An 18,976-nucleotide genomic window follows, 5' to 3' on the forward strand; every position below is an offset into this window, starting at 1 on the left:
GCATGATGCATTGTCCTTTTTGTGGTGCAAATGACACCAAAGTAATCGATTCCCGTCTGGTTGCAGATGGCCATCAAGTCCGCCGTCGTCGTCAATGTTTAGCTTGTAATGAACGTTATACAACGTTTGAAATGGCTGAGTTGGTGATGCCAAGGGTGATAAAAACTAATGGTAATCGTGAACCGTTTAACGAAGATAAACTTCGTGGCGGTATTCAACGCGCGTTAGAAAAACGTCCGGTGAGCGCAGATGATATTGAACGTGCTATTAACACCATTAAATCCCAGTTACGCGCCACGGGTGAACGCGAAGTACCGTCTGATATGATCGGTAACTTAGTGATGGAAGCGTTAAAAGAGCTGGATAAAGTTGCTTATATTCGCTTTGCTTCGGTCTATCGTAGTTTTGAAGATATTCGTGAATTTGGTGAAGAAATCGCCAAGTTAGAAAAATAAAAGTGATTGTTTAGCTCATTGTGTAATGAGTAACGGTGAGCTATTCCACGACCTCTAAGCTGAATGAATGCAAAGTCAGATGTTCTCTCCTATTGATCATGCCATGATGCTACGTGCTATAAAACTGGCAAAACGTGGCCGCTTCACTACAGCCCCGAATCCAAATGTCGGCTGTGTCATCGCTCAGGGTACGACCATTGTTGGTGAAGGCTACCACTATCAGGCCGGGCAACCCCATGCCGAAGTGTTTGCTCTGCGTGCTGCTGGCGATCATGCCGAAGGTGCGACCGCCTATGTGACGCTAGAGCCTTGCTCTCATTTTGGTCGCACCCCTCCTTGCGCCCAGGCGCTGATTAACGCCAAAGTCTCTCGTGTTGTTTGCGCGATGGTTGATCCCAATCCGCAAGTTGGTGGGCGGGGGATTGAAATGCTGCAAGACGCCGGCATTGAGGTTCAGACGGGCTTGCTGGAAGTCGATGCACAAGCATTGAATGCAGGTTTTATTAAGCGAATGAAAACCGGCTTGCCTTATGTACAGCTAAAATTAGCATCAAGTCTTGATGGTTGTACTGCATTGGCCAATGGCGAAAGCAAGTGGATTACCAGCCCGCAGGCCCGTGCTGATGTACAACGTTTCCGCGCTTGCGCCGGGGCGATTTTATCGACCAGTGCGACGGTACTGGCTGATGATCCGTCATTGAATGTGCGGTGGGATGAACTGGGTGAGCAGATCCAGACCGAATACCCACAACAGTCACTGCGCCAGCCATCGAGGGTGATTATCGATAGCCAGAATCGTGTGACCCCTGAGCATCAGTTATTCAGTTTACCGGGGCACTCTTATCTGGCGCGGGCAGAGGCCGGGCTGGAAGTATGGCCTGATTCAGTGACTCAATTGCTCATTCCCTGTCAGCCTGATTCTGAACAGTTGGATCTGTCACGGCTAATGGCTGAGCTGGTAAAGCAAGATATTAACCATATCTGGGTGGAAGCGGGGGCCGGATTGGCTGGTGCGTTACTGTCTGCAGGATTGGTTGATGAGCTGATCATTTACCAGGCACCTAAACTGATGGGTAGCGATAGCCGCGGGTTAATTGATTTACAAGGGCTGACTGCGATGTCTCAAGTACCTCAACTTGAGATAACCGACGTTCGCATGGTGGGCTCTGATTTACGTATTATTGCTCGCGTTTAACGCGTAGAGCGAATCAAGGAATTTTTAGATATGTTTACTGGCATTATTGAAGCTGTAGGCACCATTACTGCGCTGACGCCAAAAGGCGCAGACATTTCTGTTACGGTTGATTCAGGCAAGCTTGATCTATCAGATGTCAAACTGGGTGACAGTATTGCAACCAATGGCGTTTGCCTGACGGTGGTTGAACTGACCGGCAAAGGGTATGTGGCTGATTTATCCCTAGAGACATTGAAGCGAACAGCGTTTACTGATTATAAGTCTGGTCAGAAAGTGAACCTGGAAAAAGCCATGTTGCCAACGACCCGCTTTGGTGGTCACATGGTCTCTGGTCATGTAGATGAAGTCGGTGAAATTATTGAGCGTACCCACACTGGCCGTGCGATTGAGTTTTGGCTAAAAGCCCCTGACCATCTGGCTAAGTACATTTCTGAAAAAGGATCCGTGTCTATTGATGGTATCAGCCTGACGGTAAATGCAATTCGTGGCAATGAGTTTAAATTGACTATCGTACCGCATACTGCCGCAGAGACAACAATGGAGTCATTCCAGGCGGGCCGTAAAGTGAATTTAGAAGTGGATGTGATTGCCCGCTATTTAGAGCGTTTGATGTTAGGTGAAAAAGCAGCTGATAAAAAATCAGAAGTGACCATGGACTTATTAGCTAAAACTGGGTTTTTAGGATAAAGGTTAGAATAAGGGTATTGTTATGGCTTTAAGCAGTGCAAAAGAAATTATCGATGATATTCGTCAGGGTAAGATGGTTATCTTAATGGATGATGAAGATCGTGAAAATGAAGGCGATCTGATCATTGCTGCCGAAAAAATCAGCCCTGAAGCGATTAACTTTATGGCGATGCATGGCCGTGGACTGATTTGTTTAACACTAACCCATGCACGTTGTAAGCAGCTGAACCTGCCATTGATGGTACAAGATAATACCGAGCAGTTCAGCACCAACTTTACTATTTCGATTGAAGCGGCAGAGGGTGTTACAACCGGTATTTCTGCTGCCGATCGCGCACGTACCGTACAGGCGGCAGTAGCACCGAATGCAAGCTTTGCTGATATTGTGATGCCGGGCCATATTTTTCCGTTGATGGCACAGGAAGGTGGGGTATTAACTCGCGCCGGCCATACCGAAGCAGGCTGTGATATTGCACGTTTAGCCGGTTTGGAACCATCCAGCGTGATCGTTGAGATCCTTAACGAAGATGGCACCATGGCTCGTCGCCCGCAGCTGGAAGTGTTTGCTGAAAAGCACGACCTGAAACTGGGTACGATTGCCGATCTTATCGAGTACCGGAATAACAACGAAACCACCATTGAACGCATTGCTGAGTGTCGTTTGCCAACCGAATATGGTGAGTTCGATATGATCACCTACCGTGATACCATTGATAACGAGATCCACTATGCACTGCGTAATGGTGAAGTTAAAGATGGGCAGGACACGCTGGTGCGTGTTCACCTGCAAGATACGTTTAAAGATATTCTGCACTCGGGGGCATCTCAATGGACGTTACCTGCCGCGATGAAGCGTATTGCCGAAGAAGGTGGTGTGCTGGTGGTGCTGAGCAAGCAGGAAAGCCATGACACGATTATCACAAAGGTGAAAAATTTGTCGGCTCAGGCCAGCGGACAACCGAAAGTGAAATTGAATCCGAAGGATCAATCGCGTCAGGTCGGTGTCGGTTCGCAAATTCTGGCTGATTTAGGTGTGTCTGATATGCGCTTGTTATCATCCAGCACTCAGCGTTACCACTCATTGTCAGGTTTTGGCCTGAACATTGTTGAGTACGTTTGTGAATAATCCTTTTTAACTGGCAAAGGCCCGTTGAAGCAGGATTCGCTAATTCTATACATCCCTGTGCATAATGATTGCGGCATAGGGATATAAATTTAACTAATCGGGTGAAACCGCTGGTTGTCCGTAGCGACACTTGCATAAAGTGTGATAGACTCCCGCGGTTTCTCAAACCGGAAAGACATAGTCACAGGAAGGCCCATGAAGGTAATTGAAGGCGCCATCGCGGCACCAAACGCAAAAGTTGCTATCGTAATCGCACGCTTCAACAGCTTTATTAATGAAAGCTTACTTTCAGGTGCACTAGATGCGCTGAAACGTCAAGGTCAGGTAAGCGATGACAATATCACTGTTGTTCGTTGTCCTGGTGCTTACGAGCTACCGTTAGTTGCACAGCAGGTTGCTAAAAGCGATCGCTATGATGCTATCGTTGCTCTAGGTTCTGTGATTCGTGGTGGAACCCCCCACTTCGATTATGTTGCCGGTGAGTGTAATAAAGGTCTGGCTCAGGTCGCACTAGAGTTTAATACTCCAGTCGCGTTCGGTGTTCTGACTGTCGATTCTATCGAACAAGCCATTGAGCGTGCCGGTACCAAGGCTGGTAATAAAGGTGCAGAGGCTGCACTAAGCGCGCTTGAAATGGTTAATGTTCTGTCCCAAATTGAATCCTAATGGGGGTTAATGTGAAACCAGCCGCACGTCGTAATGCACGTCAGTTTGCTGTCCAAGCTATTTATGCTTGGCAGATCACGAAAGGTAATGTTGCTGATATTGAACAACATTTCTTAACTGATCATAAATTTGAAGAAGAAGAGCATCAAGCAGAAGCTCCTGTTCTTGCTGCACCATATACAGACGTAAGCTACTTTAGCGATCTGTTAACGGGTGTCGTACTTAACCATCAGGAATTGGATAGCAAAATGCGTCCATACCTGTCTCGTCCGCTACAAGATCTGGACCAGATGGAACTTGCGTTACTTCGCTTAGCGATGTACGAAATGGTTAAGCGTGAAGACGTTCCTTATAAAGTTGTTATCAACGAAGCAATCGAGCTAGCAAAACTATTCGGTGCAGAAGATAGCCACAAATTTGTGAATGGCGTGCTAGATAAAGCAGCACCAACACTTCGCAAAAAGAAATAATCGGAAACGACGTTATGGGGCCAGCTTTGCTGGCCTTTTTTCTGTGTCCAATAAACAAAACTACCTAATAAATAAGAATTATGGCTAGTAACGAATTTGACCTCATCGCTCGTTATTTTGAGCATCAAAATGTCAATCGTCGTGATGTTGTCTTGGCTATTGGTGATGATTGTGCGTTGCTCAATGTCCCTGCTGGCAGCCATCTGGCGGTTAGTACCGATTCTCTGGTTGCCGGAACCCATTTTCTTGCCGATGCCGATCCTGCACTGGTGGCACACAAAGCATTAGCGTCTAACCTGAGTGATCTTGCGGCAATGGGGGCGATGCCTGCCTGGGTGTCTCTGGCCCTCACCATGCCGACTCCAGACGAAGCTTGGCTCAGCCGTTTTTGTGACGGTTTCTTTGCATTAGCGGAATATTTCAATGTCCAGCTGATTGGTGGCGATACCACAAAAGGACCGCTCAGCATTACCTTAACGGTGCAGGGTTTTGTTCCTGAAGGGCAAGCACTCACCCGCAGTGGTGCCAATTCTGGTGACTGGATTTATGTAACCGGTCAGTTAGGTGATAGTGCCGCAGGCTTAGCAGTGCTATTGGGGCAAGCAACTGTGGCAGATGAAGCCCTGAAAGCGACCTTGGTTGAACGCCATTATAAAGCTCAACCCCGTATCCTTGCGGGTCAGGCTCTGCGCGGTATTGCTTCCTCTGCCCTGGACATCTCAGATGGTTTGATTTCGGATCTCGGTCATATACTGAAACGTTCACAGCTTGCTGCAACCATTGATGTTGATAAATTACCTTTGTCAGCAGAACTGTTAGCCTTTGAGCCTGAGTTGGATAAAGCTCAGCAATTGGCGCTGGTCAGTGGCGAAGAGTACGAGTTATGCTTTACGGTTCCAGAACAGAATCGTGGTGCGCTTGACACCGCTTTGGCTCATACCGGAGTGAAAGCGACCTGTATTGGTCAGCTACGAACCGGAACGGGTATTAAGCTGATGCGACGTGATGAGTTGCTGGAGTGGCAATTACATGGTTATGACCATTTTTCGGAGTAATGTGTGAGTAATCCCAAAGATTTAATCAACCTGAAAAATCCCTGGCACCTGTTAGCAACGGGGTTTGGCAGTGGCTTGTCGCCAATCGTACCGGGAACCATGGGTACCCTTGCTTCGATCCCATTTTATTTGCTGATGGTCCAGCTGCCTTTTGCTGCTTATCTTCTGATCACGATTATCGCTGCGATTATTGGTATCACTATATGTCAGAAAACCTCTGATGATATGGGGGTACATGATCACGGCAGTATCGTATGGGATGAGTTTGTCGGTTTCTGGATCACTATGGCAATAGCCCCGGTACTGAGCTGGCAATGGGTGCTTACTGGTTTTATTCTGTTCCGTTTCTTTGATATGGTCAAACCATGGCCTATCAGTTGGCTGGATAAGCATGTCCATGGTGGCTTTGGCATCATGATTGACGACATTCTCGCAGGCTTTATGGCGATGATCACCCTGTGGGGTGTGGGTTACTGGCTGGGCTGGTAACCACGACAAACTGAACAAGCTCCTAGAGCAGAGTAAACAAGTCTTAATCAGCCGTGCAACTGCGCGGCTTCTTTTTACCACGCCTAAAAATATTCCCGCTTCAGAATCAACACTATATAGCTTCTTCGTCTAGTCTTTATTAAGACCGGATTGATAATAACAGTGGTGACATATGTCTTGGTTACGCCTGACAGGGATTATCGGTATATTCCTCGCAACCCATGCCATGGCTCAGATCTATCCGTCGACGGCAACAGGCTGGGTGTTGCCTGGCGGGTGGGAAGAGCCGTTAGCCACATCGAACTTTAATTCGGCCCGAGGAGTTAAAGAGTGGGAGGTGCAACATGCAGATGTGGTGTTTGGCAGCTTGCAGCATGCGGCTCTTAATCAGCAGACGATTGCGATGGGCTATATGTATGCGCATAAGCTTAATTGTAAGCCCGGTAAACAGACGGCCTGGCTGAACAAGCAAGCACACCAACAAGGGATAGATATCGAAGATGCCTACCTGCATTTTATCGAAGATACCCGTTTGTCAGTGCCCTCGGTTAGCCGGGCAATGGATTATTTGCTGCAAGGGCAGCCGCTACATTTACTGCTGATTCGAGATGGTAATTTTGCTACAGCAAGGTTGCCGCTATCGTTAAAGCCGTCAGATGAACTGATCCTTTTCTCATCTTATCCATTTACTCAGCTAAACGTCACTTCAGAGATTGCGCCGAAAGTAGCACGTAGCCTTGCAAGCGAACAGGGTGATATCGCTCAATGGCAGCCAACAGAGACCGAATGGTTAAAGATTAAAGGGCAGTGGCAAGGCGATTTAGATATCAAATTCCCCTGGCTTTCAGCCTTCCCGGCTTATCAGCAGCGCGAACTCGCTCAGGGCAATAAGGCACTGGCAAGCGGATTGAAAATATGGGCTTTGAAACTAAGCTGGCCGGTAGGTGGCAAATTAACCGCTGTTAATCTTAAGCCCTGGCTGGAGCTACGTAATGAAGAGCTGACCATTCCCGGCTGGGATGCGCGTAATGATAAAAATGGCGATGGTTATATCAATGATTTGGAATACCGTTCGCGCACTTCTATCACAGCAAGTGCTCGCTTCCGTCATCAGTCGCGCCTGATCCCTGCCGGAAAAATGAGGGCCGGCAGTTGCTGGTATCGAACTGATTTTAGTGATCAGGCGGTTAATGAGCTTCATGCCCGCTGGTATGCCTATGACTGGCAGCGGCAAGGGCTCAGTGGTGCTTACAATGATGACATGACCAAGTTGCTGGGAGAAAATCAATTTAAGGTGGTGTCAGGAGGGGGGATTGCGGAAATCTTGCAGACCGCCGGTACCGCCGATGCGGAAAACGTCTATGCCGGGCAGATGGCGCAGTTTTTACTGCAGGTGAAAAACATTACCCAGACAGGCTGGTTGGCAGCGAACATTTCAGATCTTAATTTATGGGAGTATTCGGCCTGGCCCCAACAATTACGAGAAGCTGTGGATGTTTGGCTACGAGAGCATTACTTAAGCCCGGCAATGGGGCTGAAGAAAATGCAGCGTTCATGGGACAGCTTCGCCTTAGCTTATCTAGGCGATAAAAGCCTGATTATGTCGACCACTCGCGGTGGACGCAGTGAACTGCAACCGGCCTCGATGACAGCCTGGCATAAAGATCTCGAAACCGGACTGGCCTTGTATTATTTCTTTAATATCCCCGGATTGACCTATTATCACAGCTGGAACCAGACTGTTGTGTATGGCAGCGGGAATACCACCACCGCAAACTGGTATCGTCAGGGCGTGCCAAAAAATTGGGTATATCAGCCGAGCAATATGTTAGAGGTGGATATTGGTCGTCCGGTAAAAGCTCCTAAGGGCTATAAAGCGGTGTATTGGCAGAGTCTGGGAAACAAAGCGAAAAGCAGCGCGACCGAGCTGTCTGGTATCGAATTACGTGCAGCAAACTGGTTCTGGCTGTATCGGTCGGGTTGGTTTGGGGATTTCCCCGGCGAAGGGGTGATGGCAAGACAGTACAGCGATGGCTTGGTTATTTATCGTGCCGTCAAAAGACCTGACGAAAAAGACTTTTTTCAGGCAAAACCGATGCGGGTTTCCTTACCGGGGGTATATCAGCGGGTGAATATTGACGGAAGCTTAAGTGCGCCGATACGTTATATCGAGATTGGCGGGTATGAGGGAGCGGTACTGAAAAAAGCGAGGTAAGGGGGCTAGGAAAAGGAAGGGATAGGGTAAGAGCGGCCCTTGGCCCTAGGGAAGAGCAAAAGCAGAGTAAAAGTTATAGACATTGTAGTCACTCATACTCACTATTCATGCCTAGTGCCTAGTGCCTAGTGCCTAGTGCCTAGTGCCTAGTGCCTAGTGCCTAGTGCCTAGAAATCAGAAGCGAGTTACTGGATCCCAGCAACTCGCCCCTCGAAACGCGTTAACGCTACTTCAAATAGTCTCGAATTTGTTTCTCGATACCTGGGCCATCAATCCCCAGTGACGCGTGCAACTCTGCCTGTGTGCCCGGTTCAATAAAACGGTCAGGCAGGCCGATATTCAGTACGGGTTTCAAGCATTTTGCCTTCATCATAAACTCAACGACACCGCTGCCAGCACCACCGGCAATGGCATTTTCTTCTACCGTTACCAGTACATCGTGAGTTGCCGCCAACTCTTGGATTAATGCTTCATCAAGTGGTTTAACAAAACGCATATCAGCCACCGTTGCATTGAGGTTTTCTGCGGCTTCCAGTGCGTAGGACAACATCGTTCCAAAGCTCAGAATTGCGATTTTTTCGCCCTGACGACGAACGATGCCTTTGCCGATTTCCAGCTCAGTCATTTGGTATTGGATTTCAGTGCCCATACCGGTACCTCGAGGGTAACGAACCGCACTTGGTCCCTGGTGCTTATGGCCGGTATAAAGCATCTGACGGCATTCATTCTCGTCACTTGGTGCCATGATCACCATATTGGGAATACAGCGCATGAAACTCAAGTCAAATGATCCCTGATGCGTCTGACCATCTGCGCCGACCAGGCCGCCACGGTCAATAGCAAACATTACGGGCAGATCCATGATAGCGATATCATGGATTAACTGATCGTAGCCACGCTGCAGGAAGGTCGAGTAGATCGCGACAACCGGATGGTAACCACCAATAGCCATACCGCTTGCCAGAGTAACGGCATGCTGCTCTGCGATGGCAACATCAAAGTACTGGCCCGGGTGCTCTTTCGAGAAACGTACCATGCCAGAGCCTTCACGCATCGCCGGCGTGATTGCCATCAGCTTTTCATCTTCAACGGCCATATCGCACAGCCAGTCACCGAAGATCTTAGAGAAAGTAGGTTTAGCATCTTTCGCTTTCGGTAGCGGGTTCTGGCTCAGATCGAATTTTGGTACCGCATGGTAGTTAATCGGATCGGCTTCTGCCGGTGCGTAACCTTTTCCTTTTTTGGTCATAATATGAAGAAATTGCGGCCCTTTCAGGTTGCGCATATTTTTCAGTGTTTTGACCAGCTCTGCGACATCGTGGCCATCGACAGGGCCGATGTAGTTAAAGCCAAGCTCTTCAAACATGGTGCCAGGTACCACCATGCCCTTTATATGTTCTTCTGCGCGTTTAACCAGCTCTTTGATGGGGGGCGCACCAGACAACACTTTTTTTCCACCTTCGCGAATGGTGGTATAAAGGCTGCCGGATAGCAGACGTGCTAAGTGATTATTCAAGGCGCCGACATTCTCAGAGATAGACATCTCATTGTCATTTAAGATCACTAACATGTCGGAGTGAACATCACCGGCATGGTTCATGGCTTCAAAAGCCATACCCGCCGTAATGGCACCATCGCCGATGACACTGACGACTTTACGGCCCAGCCCCTCTTTTTCAGACGCAATCGCCATGCCCAGGCCTGCGCTGATCGAGGTTGAAGAGTGGCCAACGGAAAGTACGTCGTACTCGCTTTCTTCACGCCATGGGAACGGATGAAGACCGTTTTTCTGGCGTATAGTCGGCATTTGATCCCGGCGACCGGTGAGGATTTTATGCGGGTATGCCTGGTGGCCAACATCCCAGATCAGATGATCAAACGGGGTGTTGTACACATAATGCAAGGCAACAGTCAGCTCAACAGCACCGAGGCCGGAGGCAAAGTGCCCGCTTGACTGGCTGACGGAGTTGAGTAAGTACGTGCGTAACTCATCACATACCGTTGACAGACTTTCAAGCGGCAGTAATCGTAACTCATCTGGGGTGTTTACCAGAGCCAGATGGGGGTATTTTGAGATATCCAGAGTCATAACATTTCGGCGCTTTTACTGATTTTAGTTATTGCGCTCGATGATGTATCGGGCGAAAACTTCTAATTGGTGTGTATTGTAGGGTATTGCATCCAATGCTTGTAGCGCTTCTTGATAAAGTTGCTGAGCTTTCTCTTTTGCTCCCTCTAATCCGAGTAAAGCCGGATAGGTGCTTTTTTCCAGAGCAAGATCTGAACCCTGAGGTTTACCCAGAGTTTCGGTATCACTGGTTACATCGAGAATATCATCCTGAACCTGAAAGGCCAGGCCAATCGCTTCAGCATACTGATCAAGCTGGGGTAATACATCTACACTTTTGGGTCCTGCTGCCAATGCTCCTAAACGAACAGCACAGCGGATCAGGGCCCCGGTTTTATGCTTATGAATCGACTTAAGTTGTTGTAAATCGACATGTCTACCTTCTGCTTCTAAATCCAGCACTTGACCCATGCACATACCTGCCGCACCGGATGCCTGAGCGAGTTCCTTTATCATCGGCACTCGTCTGGCATTCCCTTCTGGGCTCAGTGGGCCATCAGCAAGAATTTCAAATGCCAGGGTTTGCAGCGCATCGCCGGCTAAAATGGCGGTGGCCTCGTCAAAGGCAATATGGCAGGTTGGCTGACCACGGCGAAGTTCGTCGTCATCCATCGCTGGCAGATCATCATGAATTAACGAATAAGCATGAATACATTCGATTGCCGCAGCCGGGGTATCCAGATCAGCACAGTCTGCCCCTAACATTTGCCCGGTGGCATAGGTCAGAAATGGGCGAACGCGTTTACCGCCAAGCAGAGTACCATGCTTCATGGCTTCTATCAGCGCATGGCCGGCAAAAGGTTGAGCCGCAATCCATTGAGCTAACTGCTGGTTACTGCGCTCTTGGTAGTATTTTAGAGACTGTGATAAAGATGGGGTGTTATTCATTATTAGCATCAAATTCAGTCAGAGGTGCTTCATCGTCCGCTTGCAGCAGAATTTCTACACGTTGCTCAGCTTGGGTGAGTTTTTGTTGGCTGCTACGTGCCAGTGCAATACCACGCTCGAACTTTTTCAGCGCGTCTTCTAGCGCAATGTCACCCGATTCCAGCTCATTGACAATCGTATCGAGCTCATCAAGTGCGGCTTCAAACGCCATATTTTCTGGTTTTTTAGCTGCCATAACGTGCTCACTATTTTGAAAGTGCAGGAAAAATAACGTAGAGATTATTCTGGGTCAAATTATGTCACAATATTCTGTGCTGCAGACAGTAATTTTCGTCTTTTGAAGCAAGAAAGCTAAATCAAAAACGAAAGGTGCCGATATACTACGAGTTCTGTAAAATAAAGCCGTATAAAATAGGTACTCTTTGGTATCTTGCGAGTCGCAAAAGGGGAACGCTTCGTGGATTTGGCTACGTTAATAGGTTTAATTGGTGGTTTTGCCTTCGTGATCATGGCAATGGTGCTCGGTGGCAGCATTACTATGTTCATAGATGTGGTTTCCATCCTGATTGTAGTCGGTGGTTCAACCTTCGTTGTATTGATGAAATTCACCATGGGGCAATTTTTCGGTGCCAGTAAAATTGCGGGCAAAGCTTTCATGTTTAAATGTGATGAGCCAGTCGACTTGATTGCTAAAGTCGTCGAGATGGCCGATGCCTCACGTAAAGGCGGGTTTCTTGCCCTTGAAGAAATGGATATTACCAATAGTTTTATGCAAAAAGGCATCGACTTATTGGTCGATGGCCATGATGCAGACGTGGTAAGAGAGACGCTGAATAAAGACATTGCATTGACTGATGAGCGTCATGAGAAAGGCTCCGGGGTGTTTCGTGCTTTTGGTGACGTAGCGCCCGCCATGGGAATGATCGGTACGTTGGTTGGTTTGGTTGCGATGCTTTCAAATATGGATGATCCGAAATCTATCGGCCCGGCCATGGCAGTGGCACTTCTGACCACACTATACGGTGCCGTTTTGTCGAACATGGTGTTTTTCCCCATCGCTGACAAACTATCTCTGCGTCGCGAGCAAGAGAAGCTTAACCGTCGTTTGATCATGGATGGGGTACTGGCCATTCAAGACGGTCAGAATCCACGAGTGATTGATAGCTACCTGAGGAACTACCTCAATGAGAAGAGACGAATTTTTGATGTAGATTCAAATTAATGGGAGCTTAATGATGGAAGAAGAAAGCTGCAAGTGTCCACCACCGGGTTTGCCGTTGTGGATGGGTACTTTTGCGGACTTAATGTCATTACTGATGTGCTTTTTCGTTCTGCTGCTGTCGTTTTCTGAGATGGATGTGATGAAGTTTAAGCAGATTGCCGGCTCAATGAAATTTGCTTTTGGCGTTCAGAATATGCTGGATGTTAAAGATATTCCGAAAGGAACAAGTGTCATCGCCCAGGAGTTTCGGCCGGGGCGGCCTGAACCGACGCCGATTGAAGTGATCATGCAGCAGACCATCAATATGACCCAGCGAACGTTAGATTTCCATGATGGGGAGTCCGATCGGGCCGGCGGTACCCAGCGTGAAGCGGGTAAACTGAACGGGGGGAAAAGTGCTGATATTGCCACTGAACTCAATCAGAACAATCAATCTGAAATGTCTGAGTCACAAGCGGAATTGCTTGAAATGTTACAAAAAGCACTGGATCGCGAGATTGAAGATGGCGCACTTGAAGTAGAAAACTTCGGCCAACAGGTAGTGATTCGGATAAAAGAGAAAGGTGCATTTCCTGCGGGATCCGCTTTTTTACAGCCTAAATTCCGACCTTTAGTTCGCCAGATTGCCGATTTAGTAAAAGAGGTACCGGGAGAGATCAGAATTACCGGTCATACAGATAATCAAAAACTTGATTCTGAATTATACCGTTCCAACTGGGATCTTTCGGCCCAGCGCGCTGTTTCGGTTGCCCAGGAAATGGAGCAGGTAGAGGGTTTTGACAATAAGCGCCTGCGCGTTGTTGGCCTGGCTGGTACCGCACCATTGAATAGCAATAAAACGGAGCAACAACGCAGGGCAAATCGGCGGGTTGAGATTTCGATCATGCAAGGCAAACCGCATTATTCAGACGAAGTCATCAGTTCTGACACGCAGAATAATCCCGGCTAGCTATTATTAGTGGTACAAGGAGATGCATTGCCTTGTATATCCAAACCATCTCAAGATGGAGAGTTCGTCTCTTGTGGTGGTTTGGGCATATATCTTTGTTTCAGCAACAGCTAGCTTGTTGTATAATCCGCGCCTTTAGTTTGGCCCTGTGTAGCGAAGCGTGTTATGAAATTTATCGTAAAACCCCATCCAGAGATTTTTGTAAAGAGTGAATCTATTCGTAAGCGCTTTACCAAAATCCTAGACAGCAATATTCGCATTATTCTTCAGCGTTTGTCTGATTCTGTGTCGGTCGTCAACCGCCGTACTTACATTGAAGTAACGGTGAAAGATGAGACTATTCGTGAGCAGGTAGTGGCTGCATTAACACAAACATCGGGTATCCATCATGTGCTTGAAGTTAATCAAACAGACTTCACTGATATGCATGATATCTATGAGAAAACACTGGATCTCGTACGTGATGATATTGTAGGTAAAACATTCTGTGTACGTGCGAAACGTGTTGGTAAGCATGATTTCACCTCGATTGAACTTGAACGTTATGTCGGTGGTGGTTTGAACCAAGCTGTCGAATCAGCCAAGGTTAAGCTGAAAAAACCTGACGTAACGGTAAATATTGAAGTCGAGAACGGTATTTTGAATCAGGTGTTGGCGCGCCATAAAGGTCTTGGCGGCTTCCCTCTAGGCACACAAGAAGACGTGCTTAGCTTGATTTCAGGCGGTTTTGATTCAGGTGTTTCGAGCTACTTGCACATTAAGCGCGGCAGTAAAGTGCATTATTGCTTCTTTAACTTAGGTGGTCCGGCTCACGAGATTGGTGTGAAGCAAGTATCACACTTCTTATGGAAGAAATACGGCTCGTCGGCAAAAGTGAAATTCATTTCGATAGATTTCGAGCCCGTAGTCGCTGAAATTTTAGAGAAAGTAGAAAACGGCCAGATGGGCGTAGTGCTTAAACGTATGTTCATGCGTGCTGCAGGTCAGGTTGCTGAACGTTTTGGTATCCAAGCTTTGGTAACGGGTGAAGCATTAGGTCAGGTGTCGAGCCAGACTCTGACGAATCTACGCATGATCGATAACGTGACGGATAGCTTGATCCTTCGTCCCTTAATCAATTGGGACAAAGAAGATATTATCAACGTTGCGCGTGAGATTGGTACCGAAGAATTCGCAAAAACCATGCCTGAATTCTGTGGTGTGATTTCGAAGAACCCAACAGTCAAAGCGGTGAAAGAGAAGCTTGAGACAGAAGAAGCCAAGTTTGATTTTGCTATTCTTGATCGTGTGATTGAAGAAGCTCGAGTGATGGATATTCGCGATATCGAGAAGCAAAGCCAGGAAGAAGCCCCTGAAATTGAAATGGTTGATCAAATTGACAGCAATGCCATCGTGCTGGATATCCGTAGCCCGGATGAAGAAGATGAAAGCCCGCTTATCATCGACGGTGTGGATGTTAAGCATTTACCGTTTTATAAGCTGGCTACTCAGTTTGGCGATCTCGATCAGAGTAAAGAGTACCTGCTGTACTGTGATCGTGGCGTAATGAGCCGTTTGCAGGCGTTATACCTGAAAGAAAATGGCTTTGGTAACGTGAAAGTTTATCGGCCGTAACAGCCGGGGCGAGATCCTAGAAACGAATTTCTAGCAAAAAGCGAGAGCCAAGGCTCTCGCTTTTTTTATATTCTTCTGCTCGAACCTCGAACCTCGAACCTCGAACCTATTGCCTTGGCAACACGTCATAATGCATATTCGGCCATACCACCATCGGTGCAGCCACTTCAGCGGCTTTTTCTTTACCGGCTAAATGCACAATGATTTCTAAAGCGAACTCTTGTGAAGTGCCGGGCCCCTGGCTGGTTAGCAAGTTGTTGTTGATATCAAAGACAACACGTTTTACGCGGCGGCGAGTGTCGGGGATCTGGTCCTGAAAGGCGGGATGCGCCGTCATAAGTGCGGTCGGAAACATCTTGTGATGTTCCAGAACCACCGCAGGGGCGGCGCAGATCGCCGCAATCAACTTACCATCATGTTTGTGCTGGGCAACAAATTCAATCAGCAGCGGGCTGTCACGGAAACACTCAGCTCCCCCTAGACCACCAGGAAGCACCACGCAATCAAAGGGTTCGTCTGCCACTTCAACCAATGCAACATCAGCAACCAGCTTAATACCGCGAGAACCTTCAACAACCAAGGCACCATCAGAAGCGACACTGGCTGTGGTAACAGCAAAACCAGCCCGAATTAAAATATCAATGGTATTGATGGCTTCCATTTCTTCAGTGCCAGGGGCGATACAAACGGCCACTTTGATTTGAGTGTCATTCGTCATTGTACTCTTGCTCCAGTTGTTTAATGTGTTGCCATAGCTGGGTATTGATGGGGACAGGAATATCATGCGCCTTCGCCCGAGCTATCAGGTAGCCCGTAATATAGTCGATCTCGGTTGGCCTTTGCTGGCAAATATCCTGGTTCATCGAAGAAAAGTTTGTCGCCGTTGCTTTTATCACCCGATCAACTTGCTGCCTTAATTCACAGGCTGTCACCCGAAAACCTTCCGCGTTCATTACCGCTGCCACTTCTTGACAGATTTGACTGAGTAAGTCGTTAAACTCGGGCCGGGCAAGTTTGCCATTCTGGCATTGATATTTAGCGGTTAACGGGTTGATTGCGCAGTTGATTGCCAGCTTCTGCCATAAGGGCTGCGCAATATCCTGATGCCACTGACATGGCGCTAGCGCCTGATTGAATATATCCGCAAGGAAGACGTAATTATTGCCAGCCTTGTTTTCAGCACCCATCCAGGTTTGCCCGATACCGGTATGATTCACTTGAGACTGGTTGGGTTTGAAGGCTGCCTGTGAGGTGGTGGCGTAGAGTATCGGGTTGTTGGGTAGCAGCTGTTGTACTTTTTGCTGACTTCCCATTCCATTATGCATAATGATAACAGGGGCGGTTGAACCAATATAAGGTTGTAAATCATATATTGCTTGCTCTACCTGGAATGCTTTAACGGTGATAAATATGCAGTCACTCTCGGTGACAGCGGCTTTATCATTACAATGAAAGGTAAACAGATCCGTTTCGGCTTGGTTTAATCCTTTAAATGTCAGGTTGATTGCTTTGGCGTCATCGCGAGTCCATAAGTGAAGATTATGTCCCTGTTTTGCTAGCTGGCAACTCCATAGACCGCCAATAGCACCTGCGCCCAAAAGTGTTATTTTCACGTGCAAATTCCAATTCATTCTCTCTGGAAAATCATAACACTGTCTGAGGTACACAGATACATTTGCGCGAGTCGACAATAAGCATTCAGAGCACTGCAAGGTACTCTGAATATTATGGTGATCTAAAACTAAAGCTTAGAATTTATAGGTTACAGCGACATAGTGGCTAATGCCCGTTGATTCGAAGTCATTAGTATCCTCTATCAGATACGCATCATTATACAGTTTAAAGCCATAGCCGACGGAATAACGGTCAGAGTGCCAATAGAGACCGTTAAACATGACCCCGCCGTGTTCAGCCTGAGAATTTCCTTTGAAGGTATCATCTGCGCCAAACTGATAATCAATATAACCTTGATAGGCCACAAAGCTGCCGTTTTCTAAGGTATAGAAAGGTTTAAACCAGTTCGTTGAAATCTGGAAGCCGTTCCAGTCTTTGGCTGTAATGTTATAATAACCGTAGAGATTAAGCCCGACCTTACCGAACCACGGCACGTTGACATCAGAGCCAAGGCCCCAGAAAGAATTATTGGGTTCGAAATCGGCTTCCGTTCCGCCTCCCCAGTTAAACAGTGTGGCGAAGTAAAGTTCCTGAACCGCGCCAAATGACAGATCTTTGCCGGTCACTGCATCTAATGATACGCGCGGGGCAAATTTCATGAATATTTTTGGTTTGCCGTTTTTATCACTAGCATCATGCTCTGTCAGGTCGAAGATATCAACGTAGCCATACAGGTCAAAGATACCGGAACGGCCACCGAATTCCATCTCTAGATAGTCATGGCCTGTGTGTGCATCTGGGCTACGGGGAAGTTCTTCATAAGCGTACATTAGGTTGAATTGCATCCACTTATAGTCATTTTTGTGGATATCATCGGAATAATCGACAGCATATACTGCGCCCGACAGTGCCAGAGCCGAGCTGACACTGAGAGCTGTGAGTGTTTTGTTCATGGGGATTCTCGCTAACCGTTGCCATTGCTGTATTCAACATGCCCTTAGTCATATCACACTCTGTCACAGTGCTGTTGAACGTGAAGACGAAAGAGCGTTCAGTTGGAGCACGAGGGTGATGGAAGTGAATGTTGAACTCCTACAGCAAAGGTTAGTTTTATTTCTTACCTTTTTTTTTCTCTCTTACAGATAAGGCGTCATTCGCCGTTAAGACAGGGAGTGTGATGGGAAATCTGCTAACGAAATGAAGCACAAAGGTGTGATGTATTGGAAGTAATAACCGTCTTATTTCTGAGAAACGGCAGGGCCGGTCTGATTTTCAGCAATAAAAAAAGGTGCCAGAGGCACCTTTTTAACATTTGTATAGCAAAGAGTATTGCTTAGAACTTGTAAGTTACGTCGAAGTAGTGACCGATACCTGAAGTTTCGCCAGCAAAGCCGCCGTCTTCCAGTAGAGCCATATCTTCATATACTTTCAGACCGTAACCCACAGCCCACTGGTCTGAGTGCCAGTAGAAGCCGTTGAACCACTCTAGAGATGTATCACTGCGGCCAGCTTGGTCAGAGATTTCGTCTGCGCCGAATTTGTAGTCTAGGTAACCCTGGTAAGCAATGAATGAACCGTTATCGAAGTTAACAAACGGCTTGAACCAGTTTGTTGAAACCATGAAGCCATCCCATTTGCCTTCGTTGTCCGCATTGAAGTTTTCACGAACGTAACGGGCATAGGTGTTCAGGCCGATTTTACCTAACCAAGGAACCATAACGTCAGAACCAAGACCGATGTAGTGGTCAAACAGAGCGTTGTCACCCACGTTAGTTACCGTTGAGATATATAGCTCTTGTACCGGGCCGAAAGATAGATCTTGACCAGTCATACCGTCGAGAGAGAAACGAGGGGCAAATTTCAAGAAGAAGTTATCTTCGAAATCACCGCCTTTAGCCTTATGTCGGTCAGAGCTGCTTGAGTTGAAGATATCGAAAACATCAAGGTAGCCGTACAGGTCTACGACACCAGAGCGACCACCAAATTCCATTTCGAAGTAGGTATCATCCTGATTACCAAATGGAATTTTGTTGTCGACACTCTGCATGATGTTGAATTGCAGCCATTTGTAATCATTTTTGTGGATGTCGTCAGAATAGTCTGCCGCACTTACCACTGCTGGTAGAGCAGTCGCAGCTAGAACGCTTAGTGCTACTAGTGTTTTGCGCATGGTTTAGTACTCGCTAATTGTGTTGATATGATC

Annotated in this window: 19 protein-coding genes; 12 read left to right on the plus strand and 7 right to left on the minus strand. The window is 47.4% G+C overall.

The features are described from left to right. Positions 1-5 precede the first annotated feature (5 nt). From nrdR to L4D76_RS21315, 9 genes are all read left to right on the plus strand, one after another. A complete protein-coding gene (gene nrdR, locus L4D76_RS21275) occupies positions 6-455 on the plus strand; it encodes a transcriptional regulator NrdR (protein WP_428442913.1) in 450 nt (149 codons plus the stop codon). A 79-nt stretch (positions 456-534) separates the two neighbouring features. After that, on the plus strand, positions 535-1,650 hold the full coding sequence (gene ribD / locus L4D76_RS21280; RefSeq protein ID WP_428442914.1) for a bifunctional diaminohydroxyphosphoribosylaminopyrimidine deaminase/5-amino-6-(5-phosphoribosylamino)uracil reductase RibD: 1,116 nt from the start codon (positions 535-537) through the stop codon (positions 1,648-1,650). 30 nt (positions 1,651-1,680) lie between these two features. Then, positions 1,681-2,337, plus strand: coding sequence for a riboflavin synthase (locus L4D76_RS21285; RefSeq protein WP_428442880.1), 657 nt, complete (start codon positions 1,681-1,683; stop codon positions 2,335-2,337). Positions 2,338-2,359: 22 nt separating this feature from the next. After that, positions 2,360-3,463 (plus strand): bifunctional 3,4-dihydroxy-2-butanone-4-phosphate synthase/GTP cyclohydrolase II, encoded by a 1,104-nt coding sequence (gene ribBA / locus L4D76_RS21290; protein WP_428442881.1) that lies wholly within the window; start codon positions 2,360-2,362, stop codon positions 3,461-3,463. A gap of 195 nt (positions 3,464-3,658) precedes the next feature. Then, entirely contained in the window at positions 3,659-4,129 is a 471-nt protein-coding gene (gene ribH, locus L4D76_RS21295; RefSeq protein ID WP_428442882.1) for a 6,7-dimethyl-8-ribityllumazine synthase, read from the plus strand. Further along, positions 4,129-4,599: a transcription antitermination factor NusB gene (gene nusB, locus L4D76_RS21300; protein ID WP_428442883.1), complete on the plus strand. Its 471-nt coding sequence runs from the start codon at positions 4,129-4,131 to the stop codon at positions 4,597-4,599. Before ribH ends, nusB begins: the two co-directional genes overlap by 1 nt. Before the next feature lie 80 nt (positions 4,600-4,679). Beyond that, on the plus strand, positions 4,680-5,654 hold the full coding sequence (thiL, locus tag L4D76_RS21305) for a thiamine-phosphate kinase (RefSeq protein WP_428442884.1): 975 nt from the start codon (positions 4,680-4,682) through the stop codon (positions 5,652-5,654). Positions 5,655-5,657: 3 nt separating this feature from the next. Then, positions 5,658-6,143 (plus strand): phosphatidylglycerophosphatase A, encoded by a 486-nt coding sequence (gene pgpA / locus L4D76_RS21310; protein WP_428442885.1) that lies wholly within the window; start codon positions 5,658-5,660, stop codon positions 6,141-6,143. Positions 6,144-6,315: 172 nt separating this feature from the next. Further along, positions 6,316-8,358: a hypothetical protein gene (locus tag L4D76_RS21315; RefSeq protein ID WP_428442886.1), complete on the plus strand. Its 2,043-nt coding sequence runs from the start codon at positions 6,316-6,318 to the stop codon at positions 8,356-8,358. Between the two features lie 226 nt (positions 8,359-8,584). On the opposite strand, the gene dxs is transcribed toward L4D76_RS21315, so the two are convergent. From dxs to xseB, 3 genes are read right to left on the minus strand one after another with little or no spacing between them, the layout of a single operon-like run. Beyond that, complete coding sequence (dxs, locus tag L4D76_RS21320) at positions 8,585-10,447, minus strand: 1-deoxy-D-xylulose-5-phosphate synthase (RefSeq protein WP_428442887.1); 1,863 nt, start codon at positions 10,445-10,447, stop codon at positions 8,585-8,587. A 24-nt stretch (positions 10,448-10,471) separates the two neighbouring features. Then, positions 10,472-11,374, minus strand: a complete 903-nt coding sequence (gene ispA / locus L4D76_RS21325; protein ID WP_428442888.1) for a (2E,6E)-farnesyl diphosphate synthase — start codon at positions 11,372-11,374, stop codon at positions 10,472-10,474. Next, entirely contained in the window at positions 11,367-11,609 is a 243-nt protein-coding gene (gene xseB, locus L4D76_RS21330) for an exodeoxyribonuclease VII small subunit (RefSeq protein WP_428442889.1), read from the minus strand. Before xseB ends, ispA begins: the two co-directional genes overlap by 8 nt. 222 nt (positions 11,610-11,831) lie before the next feature. Between xseB and pomA the strand changes: the two genes are divergently transcribed. From pomA to thiI, 3 genes are all read left to right on the plus strand, one after another. Next, complete coding sequence (gene pomA / locus L4D76_RS21335; RefSeq protein ID WP_428442890.1) at positions 11,832-12,596, plus strand: flagellar motor protein PomA; 765 nt, start codon at positions 11,832-11,834, stop codon at positions 12,594-12,596. A gap of 10 nt (positions 12,597-12,606) precedes the next feature. Then, a complete protein-coding gene (locus tag L4D76_RS21340) occupies positions 12,607-13,545 on the plus strand; it encodes a flagellar motor protein MotB (RefSeq protein ID WP_428442891.1) in 939 nt (312 codons plus the stop codon). A gap of 165 nt (positions 13,546-13,710) precedes the next feature. After that, positions 13,711-15,159: a tRNA uracil 4-sulfurtransferase ThiI gene (gene thiI / locus L4D76_RS21345; RefSeq protein ID WP_428442892.1), complete on the plus strand. Its 1,449-nt coding sequence runs from the start codon at positions 13,711-13,713 to the stop codon at positions 15,157-15,159. A 106-nt stretch (positions 15,160-15,265) separates the two neighbouring features. Here thiI and yajL read toward each other — a convergent pair whose 3' ends face one another. From yajL to L4D76_RS21365, 4 genes are all read right to left on the minus strand, one after another. Then, a complete protein-coding gene (gene yajL / locus L4D76_RS21350) occupies positions 15,266-15,877 on the minus strand; it encodes a protein deglycase YajL (protein WP_428442893.1) in 612 nt (203 codons plus the stop codon). Continuing rightward, positions 15,867-16,772 (minus strand): 2-dehydropantoate 2-reductase, encoded by a 906-nt coding sequence (gene panE, locus L4D76_RS21355; RefSeq protein WP_428442894.1) that lies wholly within the window; start codon positions 16,770-16,772, stop codon positions 15,867-15,869. The genes yajL and panE overlap by 11 nt, the downstream gene beginning before the upstream one ends. A 135-nt stretch (positions 16,773-16,907) precedes the next feature. Beyond that, positions 16,908-17,726, minus strand: coding sequence for a nucleoside-specific channel-forming Tsx family protein (locus tag L4D76_RS21360; RefSeq protein WP_428442895.1), 819 nt, complete (start codon positions 17,724-17,726; stop codon positions 16,908-16,910). A gap of 380 nt (positions 17,727-18,106) precedes the next feature. Continuing rightward, positions 18,107-18,943 (minus strand): nucleoside-specific channel-forming Tsx family protein, encoded by an 837-nt coding sequence (locus tag L4D76_RS21365; RefSeq protein WP_428442896.1) that lies wholly within the window; start codon positions 18,941-18,943, stop codon positions 18,107-18,109. Positions 18,944-18,976 lie beyond the last annotated feature (33 nt).

It is taken from the genome of Photobacterium sagamiensis (assembly GCF_050337085.1).
In the GTDB taxonomy this organism is placed as follows: Bacteria; Pseudomonadota; Gammaproteobacteria; order Enterobacterales; family Vibrionaceae; genus Photobacterium; species Photobacterium sagamiensis.

Bases quoted from the DNA above. Each gene is read 5' to 3' on its own strand.
- nrdR (WP_428442913.1), top strand. From the start codon at position 6: ATGCATTGTCCTTTTTGTGGTGCAAATGACACCAAAGTAATCGATTCC.
- ribD (WP_428442914.1), top strand. From the start codon at position 535: ATGTTCTCTCCTATTGATCATGCCATGATGCTACGTGCTATAAAACTG.
- L4D76_RS21285 (WP_428442880.1), top strand. From the start codon at position 1,681: ATGTTTACTGGCATTATTGAAGCTGTAGGCACCATTACTGCGCTGACG.
- ribBA (WP_428442881.1), top strand. From the start codon at position 2,360: ATGGCTTTAAGCAGTGCAAAAGAAATTATCGATGATATTCGTCAGGGT.
- ribH (WP_428442882.1), top strand. From the start codon at position 3,659: ATGAAGGTAATTGAAGGCGCCATCGCGGCACCAAACGCAAAAGTTGCT.
- nusB (WP_428442883.1), top strand. From the start codon at position 4,129: ATGGGGGTTAATGTGAAACCAGCCGCACGTCGTAATGCACGTCAGTTT.
- thiL (WP_428442884.1), top strand. From the start codon at position 4,680: ATGGCTAGTAACGAATTTGACCTCATCGCTCGTTATTTTGAGCATCAA.
- L4D76_RS21315 (WP_428442886.1), top strand. From the start codon at position 6,316: ATGTCTTGGTTACGCCTGACAGGGATTATCGGTATATTCCTCGCAACC.
- dxs (WP_428442887.1), bottom strand. From the start codon at position 10,447: ATGACTCTGGATATCTCAAAATACCCCCATCTGGCTCTGGTAAACACC.
- ispA (WP_428442888.1), bottom strand. From the start codon at position 11,374: ATGAATAACACCCCATCTTTATCACAGTCTCTAAAATACTACCAAGAG.
- xseB (WP_428442889.1), bottom strand. From the start codon at position 11,609: ATGGCAGCTAAAAAACCAGAAAATATGGCGTTTGAAGCCGCACTTGAT.
- L4D76_RS21340 (WP_428442891.1), top strand. From the start codon at position 12,607: ATGATGGAAGAAGAAAGCTGCAAGTGTCCACCACCGGGTTTGCCGTTG.
- thiI (WP_428442892.1), top strand. From the start codon at position 13,711: ATGAAATTTATCGTAAAACCCCATCCAGAGATTTTTGTAAAGAGTGAA.
- yajL (WP_428442893.1), bottom strand. From the start codon at position 15,877: ATGACGAATGACACTCAAATCAAAGTGGCCGTTTGTATCGCCCCTGGC.
- L4D76_RS21360 (WP_428442895.1), bottom strand. From the start codon at position 17,726: ATGAACAAAACACTCACAGCTCTCAGTGTCAGCTCGGCTCTGGCACTG.
- L4D76_RS21365 (WP_428442896.1), bottom strand. From the start codon at position 18,943: ATGCGCAAAACACTAGTAGCACTAAGCGTTCTAGCTGCGACTGCTCTA.